This window comes from Paenibacillus algorifonticola (assembly GCF_050481745.1).
GTDB lineage: Bacteria > Bacillota > Bacilli > Paenibacillales > Paenibacillaceae > Pristimantibacillus > Pristimantibacillus algorifonticola_A.
Genome location: NZ_JBCNGR010000010.1, coordinates 39,714 through 56,019, shown reverse-complemented (window position 1 = coordinate 56,019; position 16,306 = coordinate 39,714). Strand labels below are relative to the sequence as shown.

Genomic DNA, 16,306 nt, shown 5'->3' with positions numbered 1-16,306 from the left:
GGGAATTACAATTAGGTGGGCCTGATACTGTTAAGAATTTAAAATTTTTAGATACATTTACGAACTGGCATATAGGTGTTAAGCAAATTAGACCGTAGATTCGAAACTTGCCAACAGGTACAAAAATTAAAATTAAAATTGATATGGGAGGGTAAGAAAAATGGACGAAAAATTACTATCTATTATTAGAAAGTTGAGAGGAAATTTGCTGGATGAACCCGAAAGTATAATCTATGCTGAAATAAATGAAGGCAATACAAAAATTATTACAGATAACGATTATCTAAAAGAATATTATGATTTTTTAAGGGAAGCTGATGGTGCACGATGTGGAATGTTCGACCTGTGGTCATTTGGAGAGTTATCAAAGCATCAATTTCGTATATCTGATTTCTCTGGAGCAGAAGAAAAATGGATTGAAATTGGACAGGTTTTATATGAACCGGTAGTAATTAATAAAGAATCTGGACAAGTATATCTCTTCAATCAAGAAGAACCTGATACTGAAGGGAGAGACCTAGGATCTGTAAGTGATTTTCTGGCCAATTATGTATTCGGTCCCCAATACGGTGAGTTAGTACCGAATGCTGATTCTGAAGAATGGTATCTATTCCTTAAGAAGAATTTACCGTTGTAGTTGTAAAGCGGATAATTCTTTTCAGCCAAAATTTAATGACAATGATCTTGGACTGTCAAGCACTAACTTTTAGATTGAGCCCGATTAAAAACTGTTTTGAGAAATTGAAATAATAATTTATAAGTCTATTCCGACTGGTAATTTGAGAAGGAATAGGCTTTTTTCTTAAACCTTACTTTTAACCTCTCTGGTCACGTGAATGGCGATCCGGTGAGTGGTCTTGTGATAAAAAATCCAGTTACTTATGGAGAGGAATTTGCGAAAATATGTCCCTTGATAAATGTGAAGCTAGACACTTATCACCGAAGATGCATCAAGAAATACTAGATCCTGCCTATCATTTTGCCAAAAAAAGACTTTAATATTTAAAAGGGTGGATAAGATGGATAGTAAACTTTCTAAAAAAGAGTTGGTTGAACTTGTTGAGCTAATTTGTAATCCGGAGCTTTCTGATAAGGAGATTGGCGAATATATTGATCTGTTGGAAAAAAATGTTCCGCATCCGGCTCCTAGTGATTTGATATTTTGGAGTGAAGAAGATTTATCCCCAGAGCAAGTAGTTGAGATTGCGTTAGCATATAAAGAAGAGTTAGGATAGTGTCTTTAGAATGTAGTTAATAGATAATTTGACGAATTAAGGTGTGATTATCGAATATATAGCCGTTCTTTTTAAATGGAGATTGAGCGAATAGATTTTTTTATTTGAAAAATTATTTGCTTAATGTTATTAAAAACCATGTACTTATCAAAGTTGCTGGTTATGATCTTCAATCAAGAAAAAGTACATTGCATCCAACTAGAAGCATTCATAAGGGAAAACATGCGAAAAAGGTTAGTGAAAACATGGCATGACAAGTGGATGAGGTTTTAGAATAAGGAACTAATCGAAGAGGAAGAAGACGAACAAGGAATATAATTATTGCTTGAAATGAATGCAGCTTAGAAAAGCTTATTCCAACTGAAGTTTGGGGAGGAATGAGATTTTTTCCTACACCTAGACTTTAACACTACTCAAATAATTAATTATTGAAGAGTATTTTTAAATTGCGGATAATCCTCAAGAGTGGTCTTGTGATAAAAATAAAGTTTCTTATGAAGAGCCTTTTGTAAAGCATGTGATTATTACGTTGAAGATAAATCCATTTGATAAAATAATCTATTTAAATAAAAACATGGAGGTGCACAAATGTTTATTAAGGGACTTCATTTTGATAATTGGGTTAATGGCAGAGACAAAGGGGAATTTATACATGATCAAAATCAAGATTTGAATTGGGGAGTGATAGAGAAAATACTAACGGAACTTAATGGGAATAACAAGACGCAGGTCGTGCTAAACAAGGATGAAGATATTTATATGGGGATAGGTGGCGGCAATTCGGGTTTATACAATGTATATGCGACTTTCGACAATGTATCTTTTTTTAATCTATTAGATTTATCAAAATCCGAAGATAAAATCATTCAACTTGTAACAGGAGGACAGCAAGGAGATTTTTCTGCGAATAATTGCGTTGATTTGGAAGCTATGCTTAAAGCTGCTAAACTATTTGCGCTAGAAGGGGAAATTAATGATAGTTTAAATTGGCAGCATGTATAATGGTTACGAGGTGATCTAACTTTGCCATCCAAAGATACGTATTCTATTGGTGAAGCGGCTAAAATAGTCGGTTCCACCGTTAAAACGATTCGGTATTCAGTGGTACGATACAGTGCCAATACCATAAGGGCCAGCCGGTTTTTCAAATGAAAATACCGGAAATAGCAGCGGCAGTGCTACCGCTAATGCGGCATACACGAGTGTCAGGACTGAAAGTGCAACGACGGTGATTTTGCTTCTATACCGCGTTGTGGACGTTATTAAGGAGCTTTCTGCTGAAGCTCGGGCAGATGGTTGCTTTCGCGATCTGGCGAACATCTTAACGAGCGAGATTAATGGGACCATAGTAATCAAATATCCGGGAATCAGCGGCCAGCGCAGCCCCTCAGTGAAACTGTGCAATAGAAACAGGAAAGCAGAACCTGCAAACCCACCCCAAAGCATCCTGCGAGTCTTGTTGCGAGCGCTTAACAACCCCATAATCATAACTACGTTGAAAATCACATAAATCCATTCTATCGTCCTCATCTTACTTGTGCCTCCTCAAGTGCTGCTTCTGTAATTGGCAATAGCCTTGCAGCAGCTGCTTTATTCAGGATAAAATCTCCTGTAACAGGAGGTTCAAGTGCTATTTTTTGAACAGCCGTTATTCGTACGACTTAAAAAAAGGGAAAAAGTCTTTTTTGCCGAAATAAATCAAGAGAGCAGGGAGGTAAGGGGATGCGAGTAGTTTTTCGTTAGCTGAAAAAGTAACCTCCTCTGTCATGCTTTGTTATACTTTGTCTGGCTGTTTATATAGAAGAAAGGCATCAGCGATCGCCCATTTTGAAAATGAATCATTGAAACCTTACATATCAAGTCATATTGTTGGGCTTTACTCCAATAAATCTGTCAAAATCCCGGCAAAAGTTGCGGAACCGCAATAAACTTGCGGTCGTAATTGCGTTTTTTTACGGTGAAATTACCGTTCATATGGGGTAAGGTTATAAGACAAGCGGTGGTTTACGGCAGTAGATCAGAGAAACGGGGTTATGCCATAACGTCTTATCAATCAGGGAGGCGACAATTGGGTGAGAAGGACAATGATTAAGGTAGACTCGGTATGTAAAGCTTATGGCTCGAATCAGGCAGTCGATAATATTTCCTTGCGAATAAAAGAAGGAGAGTTATTTGGCATTATCGGTACGAACGGCGCTGGAAAGACGACGCTGCTCGAAATGCTGATGGGACTGCGTCAGCCCGACAAGGGACAAATCGAGGTGCTTGGCATTAATCCGGCTGTAGAAGCAACTGAGCTTCAGGAGCATATTGGCCTTCATTTGCAAAGTATATCGCTGGTGGATAAGCTGAGTGTGAGGGAGGCGCTGGAAATGTTCCGTTCCTTCTATAAATGCTCAACCGAAATGAAAGAGATTATTGACCGCTTTGGTTTGGAAAGCTACTTGGATCGTCCAGTAAGGCGCCTATCTGGTGGCTGGCGGCAGCGCGTGGCACTGGCGATTTCTGTCGTCAACAACCCAAAGATTATTTTTCTGGACGAACCGACTACTGGGCTGGACATGCAGGCGAGAGAAGAATATTGGTCCATCATATTGGAGCTCAAGCGCCAAGGGAAAACGATTGTTTTGTCCTGCCATGATATGGGGGAAATGCAGCATCATTGTGATCGTATTGCTGTGCTGCGTCAAGGAAATCTAGTAAAATGTGATACCCCTAAGCGATTAATTTCGCAAATTCCAGCCGGTGGTTTAACGATGGAAGCCGTATATGTCCATTTTGCTTACGCGGGAGCCGTGTAACAGCAGCAGTTGGAAGGAGGGCTTGACATTCATGAACCGGGATCGTGACACCACAGGCCCATTTGTCAATCGTGCCGACATGCTCAGGAAACGAATGGAAATGATCGCTGTGCTGGTGAACCGAATAAACGAGGAGGAGATGGAACAGAATAGGCTGAATTCAAAGAGAAAGGCGGGTATTATTTCTAATATATTGAAAAATGTTGGTACGTTTTTACTCCATCGTGTAAAATAGAAAAATCTTGAAACGATGGGGGTCTAAAGTTGGAGGACTGTGTACCTAAAATCGAATTTGAAATGCGAGAGATGGTCAAACGCCATTTTACAGTTGATTCTTTAATTCAGTACGCCTATTTATTTTTAATGGACAGGCTGAATGAGCAGCTCCCTTTTGGACGTTTGACCGTGCTTCACTACCGGATGTTCGGTGGTGAAGGGGCGGCAGTATATCGTGCGGCGGCAGCGGTTGAATTTCTTATTTTGGCGACCGATATTTTCGATGATTTGCAGGATCAGGATGCGCCAAAGCAGGCATGGTCTCAAGCTCCTCTGCCTATAGCACTGCATCTTGCAGCTGCTTTTTTGACCCTTTCGCAGCAAGCGATGATGGATTCTGAATTCGATAGCTCCCATGTGCAAACAACAATGAAAATGATGAATCTTCAGCTCCTGCAAGCGGCCAATGGGCAAATGATGGATTTGATGAACGCTGTATCCGACGAGCAGTCTTATTTTCAGTCGATTAAGCAAAAGTCGGCAGCTTTGATCGTTCATGCCTGCATGACAGGCGTTATGCTTACCGGCCGCGGGTGGCATCCGATTGTAGCGGAGTATGCGGTTGAGGTGGGAATGGCGGCTCAAATTAAAAATGACATTCGCGATTTGCTTCGCTGGGATGAGAAAAATGATTTTTTGCAGCGGAAGAAAACGCTTCTTACTCTGTACATGCTTGAGGACGCTGTAGACCAGCATAATTGGATTAGGGATTATTTTGAAGGCCGCTTGAATGAGGCTGATGTAGCGGATAAGCGCGGACTGCTTGAGGAAGCTTATGAAAAATCCGGTGCCATGCTGTACGGTTCAGTTGTGATGCGCACACACTATAACCGTTTTATGGAGCTCATGGAATCGGTGCCTGAAGTGGCCTTGCATAAGGAAATGCTTTTAAGCATATTGGCTAAAGAATAGCTTTCGCCATAACACCGCAATGGTAGTTGCGGTAAATACGAACTAGATTTGCGTTTGCTTACCTATCATTTCCTGCTATAGTTAACTACAGAAAGACCTTTATACATTCCGAGGAGGAGTTCCAGTGTTGAAAGAATTTATACGTTCTTTAGCGCAAGACTCGCAATTAATGAATTTGGCAACTAGCGGGAATTTGCAGATGGCTGGAGTAACTACAGCGGAGAAGAAAGCGATTTTTGAAACCCTGAGCATCCAAGCAGATAAGAAGGATAATTACCAACTGGTCTATTGGACATAAGGTAATGTGCTGCATGAATTTAGGGGGAGAAAGATGAAGCTGTTGCGCTCAAGGAAACTATTGGTTTTTCTCTTCCTGAGTGGATTATTCGCTTTAGTCGGCTACCTTACAGTTGTAATCATTAGCGACCCGTTTATTGGTATAGTAACTGTAAAAAATTCGCAAGGTGAATACTTGGTTGAGTCGCTTGAGCCAGCAGGACAAGCTGTTTTAAAGGGGATTCAGCTTGGGGATATTATCGATGAAGTGAATGGAAAGCCAGCTAGGCAAAACGTTAATATCATCAAGTTTTCTTCCGTGGAGAGAGTCGATAGCATTGTCGTTAGTGGAAATACTAGCGAACAAAGGACAGTCACTTTCAATCGGGGTTGGAACGGTGATCATACCGGTTTGGAGCTGCTCATTCAACTTTATATTCCATGGGCGTCCCTGCTGTTGTTTTTGGGTCTATCAACTTTCCTGTATAGGAAACGGAAAAATGATAGTTCTGCCATTATGCTCATATTATTTTTCTTGGCGATTGGAATCAGTTATTTCTCTTCAGCCGCAGCCTATCGAAATGATTTGGTTGGCGTTACCGTCATGTATGCGGTAATTCCATTTGTAGCTATTTTGTTCCTGCTATTTATGAATATGTACCTGCGAAGATATAGCATCATTTTTATTAGCCCTAAGCTAATCTGGTGGCTGGCAGTAGCTTTCAGTGTCGTTTCATTGTTTTGTCTCGTCTATATTTGGACGAACTTCATGCCGGAAAAAGTATTTCTAAACGCTAGAATGGTATATCATGCCACGCTGATAGTTGGTAATTTTATTTGTGTCTATCAGTTGTTTAGGAAATTCTTTTATTATCGGAGTAGCAGATTCAACTCTTTGTTCAAAATAACGCTAAGCTCACATTTGGTTGCTTTTACTCCTTTTACGACAATGAATTTATTGCCGTTGTTGGGAGGGAACATTCAAATTTTGCCAGCGGCGTTCACAGCACCGTTTTTGTTCGTGCTGCCGATCGTTTACTTTTATTTATTAACATCCAACCAATTGTTTGATGTTGATTTTATATTGACCCGCTTTAAGTATTATACATTGCTGTCCTTATTGCCAGCGCTTATCGTTACATTGACGATTGCGGGGATTGTAAGTGTTGACACTGTATTCTCCTGGGTCAGATGGCTTCAAATCTTTATCGTTAGTTACGTTGTTATGACCCTGTTTCTTTATTCTAAGGAGCAGATTGATCATAAATTTCGTCCCAAGCTTTTTAAAGCGATGTACAGTTACCAAGACAGCCTCGATCGTTTCTCACGCAAAATTGCACGAGTCATGAAACGGGATGATCTGGAGATGGTGCTGAAAGAAGAAATTGGGGCATTGCTTCCGGCTAGCCGAATTGATTTTCTCATTGTAGACCAGATTGAAGCAGTGGTTAAACCGGTAGGAGAGCAGGATGATGAGCAGAGTACAGCTATTTTTCTACTGCAAGTGTCTGATTCGCTTCAAGTCGGGGAAGTCGTTGAGCTGCCTCATGGTCTGGGACTAGTTATTGGCTGTCAGAAGTCAAAGCAGTATATTGTATGGATTGGCTCCAAAACCAACCATACCCGCTTCAATTCAGACGAGCTTCGTTGGCTCAAGACGCTTGCGAATTATGCAAGTATCGTGTTTGAAAACTTATATCTGATTGAAAGCTTAATCGAGGATTTGGAATCTGAGGTTAAGAAGGAGCAGGCTACAACACCTTGGATTTTAAGATTGTTGTTTTGCCTCTCGGAAAATGAACGGCGGAAGCTTGCAGCAGATCTTCATGACTCTGCGCTTCAAGACCAGTTATTGTGGTACCGTAGGCTGGAAGCACTCATGCTGGACCATCCGATTACAGAAAAGCTTGAAGTCGAGCTTGACGAAATCAAGGAAGGGCTGCTTGATGTCATCCATCAAATTCGGGAAACCTGCAATGAGTTAAGACCGCCGCTGCTTAAGGAAATGGGCATTGTTGAAGCTTTGGAATCGATTATTGAGCATACGCAAATGAGAAACAATTTTGCGGTTGATTTTCGGGCCAAGCCTTTCGACAACCTGCTTAACGAAGAGCAGATTACAGCGATTTATCGCATTGTCCAAGAGTTGCTTCGCAATGCTGATAAGCATGCGCGTGCCAATCTGGTCACGCTAGAATTAGAGCAGCGAACAAACATGGTTTATTTTCACTATAAGGATGATGGGGTTGGCATGGATGTCGATTATATGGAGGCTTCTTTCGAGCATATGGGTTTATCCGGTATAAAAGAAAGAGTCGCTAGCCTTGAAGGTGAAATAACATTCCGGTCGAAACGTGGAAAAGGTCTTGAGGTCATTATTATATTGCCGCAAAATATGACGACTGGCCGATCGGAAAGGGGTTTGCTGCGTGATTCGTATCTTATTAGTTGATGATCATCCATCTGTTGGAGAAGGCACCAAAACGATGATTGAACAAGATCCTGAAATGAAGGTGACGGTAGTATTATCGGCTATGGAAGCGCTGGATGCGATTAGCAACGAAGGCTTTGACATTATATTATATGACTTGAACATGCCAGGCATTAGCGGTCTTGAGCTTGCAAAACGTTTGATTCAGCAGGATCCAGATCGCAAAGTGCTCATATATACTGGGTATGAAATTAGTACGCACTATAATTTATTGATTGAATGCGGTGTTTCCGGCTTTATCTCTAAGACGGTCTCGCGAGAACAGCTGCATAACGCCATACGATGCGCTATGCGAGGGGAAGCGGTTATTCCGATTTCACTACTTAAGCAGTTACGACGCAACGAAGTCAAAATTACGCGTGCTGAGAAAGTAATTGAAGAAGTATCGATCAAAGAACGCGATCAGGATATTTTACAGCAGGTCGCGTACGGCAATAGCAACAAAGATATTGCCATAAAGCTGCATATGAGTCAGCGTACTGTAGAGTACCATCTGACCCGGATTTTTGAAAAGCTTAACGTTAGGTCCCGATCGGAAGCGATCGCTGAGGCAAAACGGCTTGGTATTATCCGGCTTGAGCAATTTGTCCCTTGAGTTTTACTGTCGCTGCCTATATATTCGATAGGCAATGACATTTCTATATTGGGATAGCTGCTGCAATATTTGCAAGCTGCAGTCATTTGATCCCCCCAGTAATACCCTAACATTGGTTTCCCTCTCAATGCTTGCGCTTTTATAGCGCAAGCATCTTTTTATATTTTTTAAACGACTACGTTCACCAGCATTTTTTAATATAAAAAAAGAGCATTAACCCATTCGTCTAGCCTTGTGAATGGTTAATGCTCTACAAAGTTAATCTAAAGAGGAAGTGATGTAGCGGATATTATTCACTAAGCGTTTCCCATTGCTCATAGGCTTCGCTTAATGCGATGCGCTTCTGGTCGATTTGCGATTGGATTTCCTGGATTCGCATGTAATCGTTGAAAATAGCAGGGTCGGTCAACTGCAGCTCCAAATCCGCAATGGCTTGCTCCAGATCGGCAATATCAGCTTCTACCTGCTCCAGTTTGCGCTGACGGCTGCGTTCCTCGCGCTTTGCCTGCTTGTCCAACGCGTAATCGCTAACGGGGTCGGAAGACACAACTGCTTTATTGCCTGATGCAGCCCGCTTAGCTGCTTCCTCCAGCCGTGCTTCTTCGAGTTCATGCTTTTTCTCTATCATTTCGTCATAATTTCCTAGGAAATGTTCGGTGCCCGCAGGTGTCAGTTCGACAATACGCTCCGCCATTTTATTAAGGAAATATCGGTCATGAGAAATAAAGAGCAGCGTGCCTTCATAATCAAGCAAAGCGGATTCAAGCACTTCCTTGCTGTATAAATCCAAATGGTTGGTAGGCTCGTCCAGAATGAGCACATTGGCTTGAGCCAGCATGAGCTTTGCTAGTGATACACGAGCTTTCTCGCCGCCGCTGAGTGCTGAAATGCGCTTGAGCACATCTTCGCCGCTAAAAAGAAAGCTGCCAAGCACCGTTCGAATACGGGATTCCTCCATATGGGGGTAGAGCCCCCAAACCTCTTCCAGTACGGTATTGGTCTGATTAAGTCCGGTATGCTCCTGATCGTAATATCCGAGCTTGACGTTAGAGCCCCAAGCGATGCTGCCGCTCGACGGCTGACGCTGGCCGACAATTGTCTTGAGCAATGTCGATTTGCCGATACCGTTAGGCCCAATAAGAGCTACCGTCTCGCCACGCTGCAAGCGGAAGGATACATGCTGGAACAAGGGCTTGTTTTTCTCGTCAAACAGCACGGATAAATCCGATACCTGCAAAACATCTTTACCGGTTTGGCGCTCAATTTGGAACGTGAAATTGGCTTTCTTTAAATCGCCCAGCGGTTTGTCGAGCACGTCCATTTTGTCGAGCGCTTTACGGCGGCTCTGAGCGCGTTTCGTAGTAGAGGCACGGACAATGTTGCGCTGAATGAACTGCTCCATCTTGGCGATTTCGTCTTGCTGCTTCTCAAACTGCTTTAAATCGCTTTCGTATTCTGCGGCCTTCAGGTCAATATAGCGGCTGTAGTTGCCAGTATAACGTTTAGCGGAATGCCGTTCGATTTCGACAATCGTCTGCACAAGCGCATCAAGGAAATAGCGGTCATGAGAAACGACAAGAATGGCGCCAGAATAGCTGCGTAAGTAGCCTTCGAGCCAAGTGAGCGTCGGAATATCCAAATAGTTGGTCGGCTCATCGAGCATGAGTAAATCAGGCGCTTGAAGCAAAATACGGGCAAGTGCCAGCCTCGTCTTCTGACCGCCGCTTAGCGTATGGATAGGTGTATCCGGCGGAAAGGTGCCGAAGCCCATGCCGTGGAGCACACTGTTGATGCGCGTATTGATTTCAAAGCCGCCTTGCTCGCGAAACCAGTCGGAGCGGCGGGAATAACGGTCGAGCACCTCTTCGTATCGCTTCGGCTGTTCATGCAGCGCAGGATCAGCAATTTGCTGCTCCAGATCGCGCAGCTCCTGCTCAGCCTCCAGTAAATGAGCGAACACAGCGCGCATTTCGGCTTCAATGGTGCGGTCGGATTGCAGACCGCTGTTTTGAGCCAAATAGCCGAGCCGCGTTTCCTTGGCTTTGTGGATGGCGCCGGAATCGAAAGACAGCTCTCCGGCAATGATTTTTAACAGTGTGGACTTGCCAGAGCCATTGACGCCAACGAGTCCGATGCGCTCGCGTTCAAGCACCTGCATCGTAATATTTGATAATATGGGATCTACACCGTAGCTTTTACTTATATTAGAAACTTGAAGCAGCATGAAAAATACCTCCAACGAATAATTGCTTAGCTTTTGCTTGCTTGCTGTTTCATTATATATTACCACAAATGCAAGCCGCCATTGGCGAAAGTTGCATAACAATGGTAAACTGAACATAATCGAAATTGAGGAATTGGAAAGGCAGAATAGCGGTTATGGCGGACAATGAAAAATCGCAAATTAAAGCGGATAAACAGCGTATACGAGCAGATGCTGCTAAAGTCCGTGATCGCCTGTCGAAGCAGGATCGGGCATTATGGTCCGGGCTTGCTTGCGGCGCGTTAATCCAGTGGCTGGAAGAGCATCCGGAGCAGCGCGAAATCATGTGTTATGTTCCGTTTCGCTCCGAGCTGGATTTGTGGCCGCTAATAAACTGGTTGTGGTCAACAAGACGTGAAGTAATCGTGCCCCGTTGTCATCCGCTTGATCGCTCGATGACACTGTACCGGCTGCAATCGCAAGCAGATTTGATGGAGGGCGCATACGGAATCCGTGAGCCGGATCCGGCAAAATGCGTGGAGCTTCCGCAGGGGCATGCGCCAGACAGCATCATCGTTCCCGGCATTCAGTTTGATCGCATGGGCGGACGAATGGGGTATGGTGGAGGCTATTATGATCGCTTCGCCGAGCGGGCAGGTAAGGCCGGGAAGCGCGCGTTCTGGATAGGCGCAGCTTATGAGGCGCAGGTTGCAGAGCAGGTTCCGATGCAGGAGCATGATTTAAAGATGAACGGAATCGTAACGGAGTCCGGGATTCATTTCATATAGAAGCAGTGAAGGGGAGAGTGTGCTGTGGGGTTAACGCATTTTAACGAGCAGGGTAGAGCCAAAATGGTGGATGTAAGCGAAAAGGATGTTACGTCTCGCAGCGCTACAGCACAGACGACCGTTACGATGCACAGCGAGACGCTGGAACGGATTAAAGCGGGAACGATAGGCAAAGGGGATGTACTGGCTGTATCGCAGGTTGCAGCTATTATGGCCGCAAAAAAAACATCGGACGTCATTCCAATGTGCCATCCGCTCCCTTTGACTGGTGTGGATGTGCGCTTTGATGACAATGGCGCAAATGAACTTTACGTACAGGCAACCGTGAAAACAACAGGTAAAACAGGGGTCGAGATGGAGGCGCTGACGGCGGTATCGATCGCGGCGCTTACCGTTTACGATATGTGCAAAGCAATCCAGAAGGATATGGTAATTGGCCCGACACATCTTGTTTCAAAAACTGGTGGCAAAAACGGCGATTACCAATTTCAAGCGGAAGCAGACTCGAGAGAAAAATAAAGCTGAGCGGCTGTTTCCAGCGATGGAATCACCCATGATCGGACAAGGGATGGGAGGAACGGTAAATGCAGTGGAAAGTGGCTATTTTGACGGCTAGTGATAAGGGTTCGCGCGGAGAACGTGAAGATACGAGCGCTCAAGTTATCAGGGAACTGGTAGAGGAGGAGCTTGGCGGCGTTATTGTCGATTATCGCATCGTTCCCGATGAGCAGGATGAAATTATGGCAGCCATCATTGAGATGACAGAATATTATCAGGCGGATTTACTGCTGACAACGGGAGGGACGGGACTTGCGATCCGTGATGTGACGCCTGATGCTACATTGCGCGTGGTTGATCGGGTCATTCCGGGGCTGGCAGAAGCGATGAGGTTTGGCGCGATTCAAAAGACGAGAAGCGCGATGCTGTCCAGAGGCGTATGCGGCATCCGTGGCAAGTCGCTGATTGTGAATTTGCCGGGCAGCCCGAAGGGCGTCCATGAAAGCTTAATGGCCATTATGGATCAACTGCCTCAAGCCCTTGAGATTATTTCCGGTACACAGGGAGAGGACGTATTATGAGCAGCGCCGGGCAGCAAAAGCAGCAAGGGCAAGCAGTCACAGCGGCTGAGCTGAGTTTGGAAACCAAGACGGTGCTAAAGGAAGTTTCCGTCTATGATGCGATTGGGTTGCGGCTGGCTCATGACCTCACCCGCATTGTGCCGGGTGAGTTTAAAGGCCGGATTTTCAAAAAAGGCCACATTATAACCGAAGCTGATATTCCGAATTTGCTCGATATTGGCAAGGAGCATATTTACATTATGGAGCTAGCCGCTGGTGAGCTCCATGAGGATGATGCTGCAAGCAGGATGGCAAAGGCGCTTTGCGGAGACGGCATTTGGCTTAGTGAGCCGCATGAAGGCAAAGTAAGCATGAAATCCGAGCTGCTGGGGCTCGTCGAGGTAGACGAAGCATTAGTGCATGCGATTAATTCGCTGGGCGAAATTGCGCTTGCGACGGTAAAGACGAATAGCGTAGTGAAGAAGGACGGGCAGCTCGCGGCTACTCGCGCCATACCGCTCGTCGTGCCGGAGTCCAAGATAGAGGAAGTGGAACGGCTGGCGGCTGAATATCGCTCGGCACATAAGGGCGCTGCCCCGCTTCGGGTAACGCCGTTTCGCAAGCTGCGAGTGGGTCTGCTTACGACGGGTGGAGAAGTATACGGTGGAAGGATCGAGGATAAATTTGGTCCCGCTGTCCGCAGCAAGCTGGAAGCCTTCGGCTCAGAGGTCATCGAGCAGCGTTTTGCACCCGACGACAAGCAGGTGATCGTTAATGAAATTAACTATTTGCTTAGGCAAGATTATGATATGATATTGGTAACAGGCGGAATGTCTGTCGATCCTGACGACCGCACACCAGGCGCAATTAAGGCGTCGGGTGCACACATTGTTAGTTATGGAACGCCGATGCTGCCTGGCTCCATGCTGTTAATGGGTTATTTGAATGAAGTGCCAATACTTGGCTTACCGGGATGCGTCATGCATGACCCGTTTACTTCTTTCGATGTCCTGCTGGCACGCATACTTGCTGGGCATCAAATTGTGAAGGAAGATATTACACAGCTCGGTTATGGCGGTTTGTACGGATGCTGAGTTTGGACAGACATCCAAGAGTGAGAAGGAGGTAGACGATTATGCCATCTATTGGTGCAACGGGAATTATTTTGCTGGTGCTAGTGGCCCTGCTGTTGTTTGGTCCTAACAAGCTTCCTGAATTGGGTAGAGCTTTCGGTCGGACGCTTAAGGAATTTAAAGCAGGTGCAAGAGATGTATTGGATGACGAGCCTAAGGAAAAAGAGGAGAAACGGATCGACGTTTCCAAATCAGACAATACTGAGTCGAATAACAAGCGGCTGCCGGATTAATCGGGCCCGCTTTTTTTCTGGAAGGAGATTGTGACAGATGGGAATCAGGCAAGACAAAGCTACCGAACAACCCTTTAATCGCGAACGGCTGCGTGAGGAAGGCCTGATGCCGCTGCTGGAGCATATCGGAGAGCTTCGCAAACGGATTTTTTATATGCTGCTTGTTATTTTGGTCGGTCTTATTGCCGGATTGTTTGTGGCCAAGCCTGCATACGATTTCATTATGAGCCTTGAGCCAGCGCGCTCTCTGCCGATGCATACGTTCTCCTTGTGGGATGGCGTAGGCGTCTATATGAAATTCGCGCTCGTCATTGCGCTTATTATTACGATTCCGTTTACGGCGTATCAGCTGTGGGCATTCGTTAAGCCGGCTTTGCATGTGAAGGAACAGCGGGCAACGCTTAAATATATTCCATTCGCTTTATTGATGTTTTTGGTGGGATTGTCGTTTTCTTATTTTGTCGTTTTTCCACTCGCGTTTCATTTCACCAGAAATGTATCGGACAGTTTGAATTTGGTGGAGACGTTCGGAATTATTCAATATTTCACCTTTATGTTTAATATTTTGATTCCGATTTCGCTTTTATTTGAGCTGCCGCTGGTCATTATGTTTTTGACCGCAATCCGGATTTTGAACCCGATTCGTTTGCGCAAAATGCGCCGTATCTCTTATTTTATTATGATTTTTATTGGGGTTGTAGTGACGCCGCCTGATTTTGTATCGGATTCGCTCGTTGCCATCCCATTAATCGGCTTATATGAAATGAGCGTTTTCCTGTCCGCTGCAATATACCGCAAGCAGCTTGCGGCAGACAAACTGCAGGAAGAGGAAATGAACGAAGAAGCGTTATAGCTTCGTGCGCGGCCAGCGTTATAAAAATCCCTGTATCCGCTGCTTTCATGGCAGCGGGCACAGGGATTTTTATCATTTATTAGGCTGATGCTCAGCTTTATAAGCTAGCTGGACATCATAATATTCATGTTGACAATTTTTGAAGCAAAATATAATATTAAAACAGTTGTTTAAATCGATTGTTTAAAACATTTGTTTAAACCGGATAAATAGACACAGACAGGATGGGATTGGCGATGAAAAACACGATTCAAGCTTTTATGAAGCGTCCAACAACAATTGTTGGTATTATTACGGCGCTTATGTTTCAAATTGTATTTTCAGTTATATGGATGACAGGTTATAATGGAGTGACCGATCGTATTGATAAACTGCATATTGCAGTGGTCAATGAGGATCAACAGTTCGGCACGCAAATCGCAGGCTCCTTGGTGAGCAGTTTGCCTTTCCAAATGTCGCAGCCATCCAGTCTTGAGGATGCGAAGCAGCAGCTTAACGCACGTGAACTGCAAATGATTATTTATTTCCCTGCTGATTTTACGCAAAAGGCGATGGCAGCAAATGGCAAAGCGGATATTGGCTATATTATTAATGAATCCAATCCTGCATTAATTAAATCTATTATGAGCGGCGTTGCCGCAGAAGTAACGAAAGAAGCTAATGCACAGGCGGTAGAGCAAGGTATCGCCGGTACGCTTGGCAAGGCGGGTGTTCCGACGGAGCAGGCGGCGATTGCCGGTCAAAGCTTAGCGGAACGTATTACGGCCAGCATTGAATCGACCAACCAAGTCAAAGGCATGAACAATCAGATGGTTCCGATGATGATGGTACTAGCTTCTTATGTCGGCGCGATGATTATGGGGATGAACCTGGAGCAATCGTCGATGATGGTCAGTGCTCAGGCTGGTCGTTGGAAGCGTTTTGCAGCTAGAAGCATCATTACGGCAGGTTCGGCAATTGGCGTATCTCTTGTAGGCTCTTCTTTACTCGCTGCATTTAATGGACAAATGGAGCAGGGCTTCTTGAAGCTGTGGCTGTTCCAGCTCATGTTCGTGCTTGCTTTTATGTTTGTTTCTCAAATGTTCCTGTACGTTTTCGGCATGGCTGGCATGCTGTTTAATATTATCGCGCTGTCTGCGCAGCTCGTTTCTTCCGGCGCAATTGTGCCGCGTGAGCTGCTCCCAGATTTTTATGTAAAGCTTGGAGAAGCGCTTCCTGCAACTTATGCAGTTGAGGGGCTAATGAATGTGCTGTTCGGTGGCACGGGCATCGGAAGCGAGGTCGCAGCACTGGCTATTATTGCGATCGTCGGCTTTGTGATCAGCATGGCAGCGGTTGGCTTGAAGAAGCAGGCTGCTCCAAAAGCTGCGCAAGTGGCGATGAAGTCGAATTAATTCGTTTCCGCGCTTTCTGGTCAGCCCCGAGTGCTTGCATCAAATAAAGTGGTTGCCG

At 44.8% G+C, this 16,306-nt stretch carries 18 protein-coding genes; 16 read left to right on the top strand and 2 right to left on the bottom strand.

The genetic code is table 11. From position 1 onward, the window contains the following. The first annotated feature begins 160 nt into the window (after window positions 1–160). From ABEW34_RS12410 to ABEW34_RS12400, 3 genes are all read left to right on the top strand, one after another. Entirely contained in the window at window positions 161–637 is a 477-nt protein-coding gene (locus tag ABEW34_RS12410) for a hypothetical protein (protein ID WP_430158959.1), read from the top strand. Between the two features lie 382 nt (window positions 638–1,019). Beyond that, window positions 1,020–1,235 carry a bacteriocin immunity protein gene (locus ABEW34_RS12405; protein WP_430158956.1) on the top strand — a complete coding sequence of 72 codons (216 nt, stop codon included), beginning with the start codon at window positions 1,020–1,022 and terminating at the stop codon, window positions 1,233–1,235. Window positions 1,236–1,823: 588 nt separating this feature from the next. After that, on the top strand, window positions 1,824–2,237 hold the full coding sequence (locus tag ABEW34_RS12400; RefSeq protein WP_430158954.1) for an Imm1 family immunity protein: 414 nt from the start codon (window positions 1,824–1,826) through the stop codon (window positions 2,235–2,237). A 96-nt stretch (window positions 2,238–2,333) separates the two neighbouring features. On the opposite strand, the gene ABEW34_RS12395 is transcribed toward ABEW34_RS12400, so the two are convergent. Continuing rightward, a complete protein-coding gene (locus tag ABEW34_RS12395) occupies window positions 2,334–2,765 on the bottom strand; it encodes a hypothetical protein (RefSeq protein WP_430158951.1) in 432 nt (143 codons plus the stop codon). A gap of 542 nt (window positions 2,766–3,307) precedes the next feature. Between ABEW34_RS12395 and ABEW34_RS12390 the strand changes: the two genes are divergently transcribed. The 6 genes from ABEW34_RS12390 to ABEW34_RS12365 all read left to right on the top strand — a co-directional run bounded on the left by ABEW34_RS12390 (window position 3,308) and on the right by ABEW34_RS12365 (window position 8,586). Further along, window positions 3,308–4,036 carry an ABC transporter ATP-binding protein gene (locus ABEW34_RS12390; RefSeq protein WP_430158948.1) on the top strand — a complete coding sequence of 243 codons (729 nt, stop codon included), beginning with the start codon at window positions 3,308–3,310 and terminating at the stop codon, window positions 4,034–4,036. 31 nt (window positions 4,037–4,067) lie between these two features. After that, window positions 4,068–4,271, top strand: coding sequence for a hypothetical protein (locus ABEW34_RS12385; RefSeq protein ID WP_430158945.1), 204 nt, complete (start codon window positions 4,068–4,070; stop codon window positions 4,269–4,271). 29 nt (window positions 4,272–4,300) lie between these two features. Continuing rightward, complete coding sequence (locus ABEW34_RS12380) at window positions 4,301–5,224, top strand: polyprenyl synthetase family protein (protein WP_430158942.1); 924 nt, start codon at window positions 4,301–4,303, stop codon at window positions 5,222–5,224. A 124-nt stretch (window positions 5,225–5,348) separates the two neighbouring features. Next, window positions 5,349–5,522, top strand: coding sequence for a competence pheromone ComX (comX, locus tag ABEW34_RS12375; RefSeq protein WP_430158939.1), 174 nt, complete (start codon window positions 5,349–5,351; stop codon window positions 5,520–5,522). Window positions 5,523–5,555: 33 nt separating this feature from the next. Next, window positions 5,556–7,952, top strand: coding sequence for an ATP-binding protein (locus ABEW34_RS12370; RefSeq protein ID WP_430158936.1), 2,397 nt, complete (start codon window positions 5,556–5,558; stop codon window positions 7,950–7,952). Continuing rightward, entirely contained in the window at window positions 7,930–8,586 is a 657-nt protein-coding gene (locus ABEW34_RS12365; RefSeq protein WP_430158933.1) for a response regulator, read from the top strand. Before ABEW34_RS12370 ends, ABEW34_RS12365 begins: the two co-directional genes overlap by 23 nt. A gap of 289 nt (window positions 8,587–8,875) precedes the next feature. On the opposite strand, the gene ABEW34_RS12360 is transcribed toward ABEW34_RS12365, so the two are convergent. Further along, window positions 8,876–10,810 carry an ABC-F family ATP-binding cassette domain-containing protein gene (locus ABEW34_RS12360; RefSeq protein ID WP_430158930.1) on the bottom strand — a complete coding sequence of 645 codons (1,935 nt, stop codon included), beginning with the start codon at window positions 10,808–10,810 and terminating at the stop codon, window positions 8,876–8,878. Window positions 10,811–10,965: 155 nt separating this feature from the next. Here ABEW34_RS12360 and ABEW34_RS12355 point away from each other — a divergent pair, with 155 nt between their 5' ends. The 7 genes from ABEW34_RS12355 (at window position 10,966) to ABEW34_RS12325 (ending at window position 16,248) form a co-directional block, all read left to right on the top strand. Further along, a complete protein-coding gene (locus ABEW34_RS12355; RefSeq protein WP_430158927.1) occupies window positions 10,966–11,577 on the top strand; it encodes a 5-formyltetrahydrofolate cyclo-ligase in 612 nt (203 codons plus the stop codon). Window positions 11,578–11,601: 24 nt separating this feature from the next. Continuing rightward, entirely contained in the window at window positions 11,602–12,096 is a 495-nt protein-coding gene (moaC, locus tag ABEW34_RS12350; RefSeq protein WP_430158925.1) for a cyclic pyranopterin monophosphate synthase MoaC, read from the top strand. Window positions 12,097–12,161: 65 nt separating this feature from the next. After that, the gene (locus ABEW34_RS12345) at window positions 12,162–12,656 is read left to right on the top strand and encodes a MogA/MoaB family molybdenum cofactor biosynthesis protein (protein WP_046229101.1); all 495 of its coding nucleotides are present in this window, start codon (window positions 12,162–12,164) and stop codon (window positions 12,654–12,656) included. A gap of 56 nt (window positions 12,657–12,712) precedes the next feature. Continuing rightward, window positions 12,713–13,729 carry a molybdopterin-binding protein gene (locus ABEW34_RS12340; protein ID WP_430159186.1) on the top strand — a complete coding sequence of 339 codons (1,017 nt, stop codon included), beginning with the start codon at window positions 12,713–12,715 and terminating at the stop codon, window positions 13,727–13,729. Window positions 13,730–13,770: 41 nt separating this feature from the next. Further along, window positions 13,771–14,001: a twin-arginine translocase TatA/TatE family subunit gene (gene tatA, locus ABEW34_RS12335; RefSeq protein ID WP_430158921.1), complete on the top strand. Its 231-nt coding sequence runs from the start codon at window positions 13,771–13,773 to the stop codon at window positions 13,999–14,001. Between the two features lie 37 nt (window positions 14,002–14,038). Beyond that, the gene (tatC, locus tag ABEW34_RS12330; protein WP_430158918.1) at window positions 14,039–14,854 is read left to right on the top strand and encodes a twin-arginine translocase subunit TatC; all 816 of its coding nucleotides are present in this window, start codon (window positions 14,039–14,041) and stop codon (window positions 14,852–14,854) included. A gap of 236 nt (window positions 14,855–15,090) precedes the next feature. Beyond that, on the top strand, window positions 15,091–16,248 hold the full coding sequence (locus ABEW34_RS12325) for a YhgE/Pip domain-containing protein (protein ID WP_430158915.1): 1,158 nt from the start codon (window positions 15,091–15,093) through the stop codon (window positions 16,246–16,248). The last annotated feature ends 58 nt before the right edge of the window (window positions 16,249–16,306 follow it).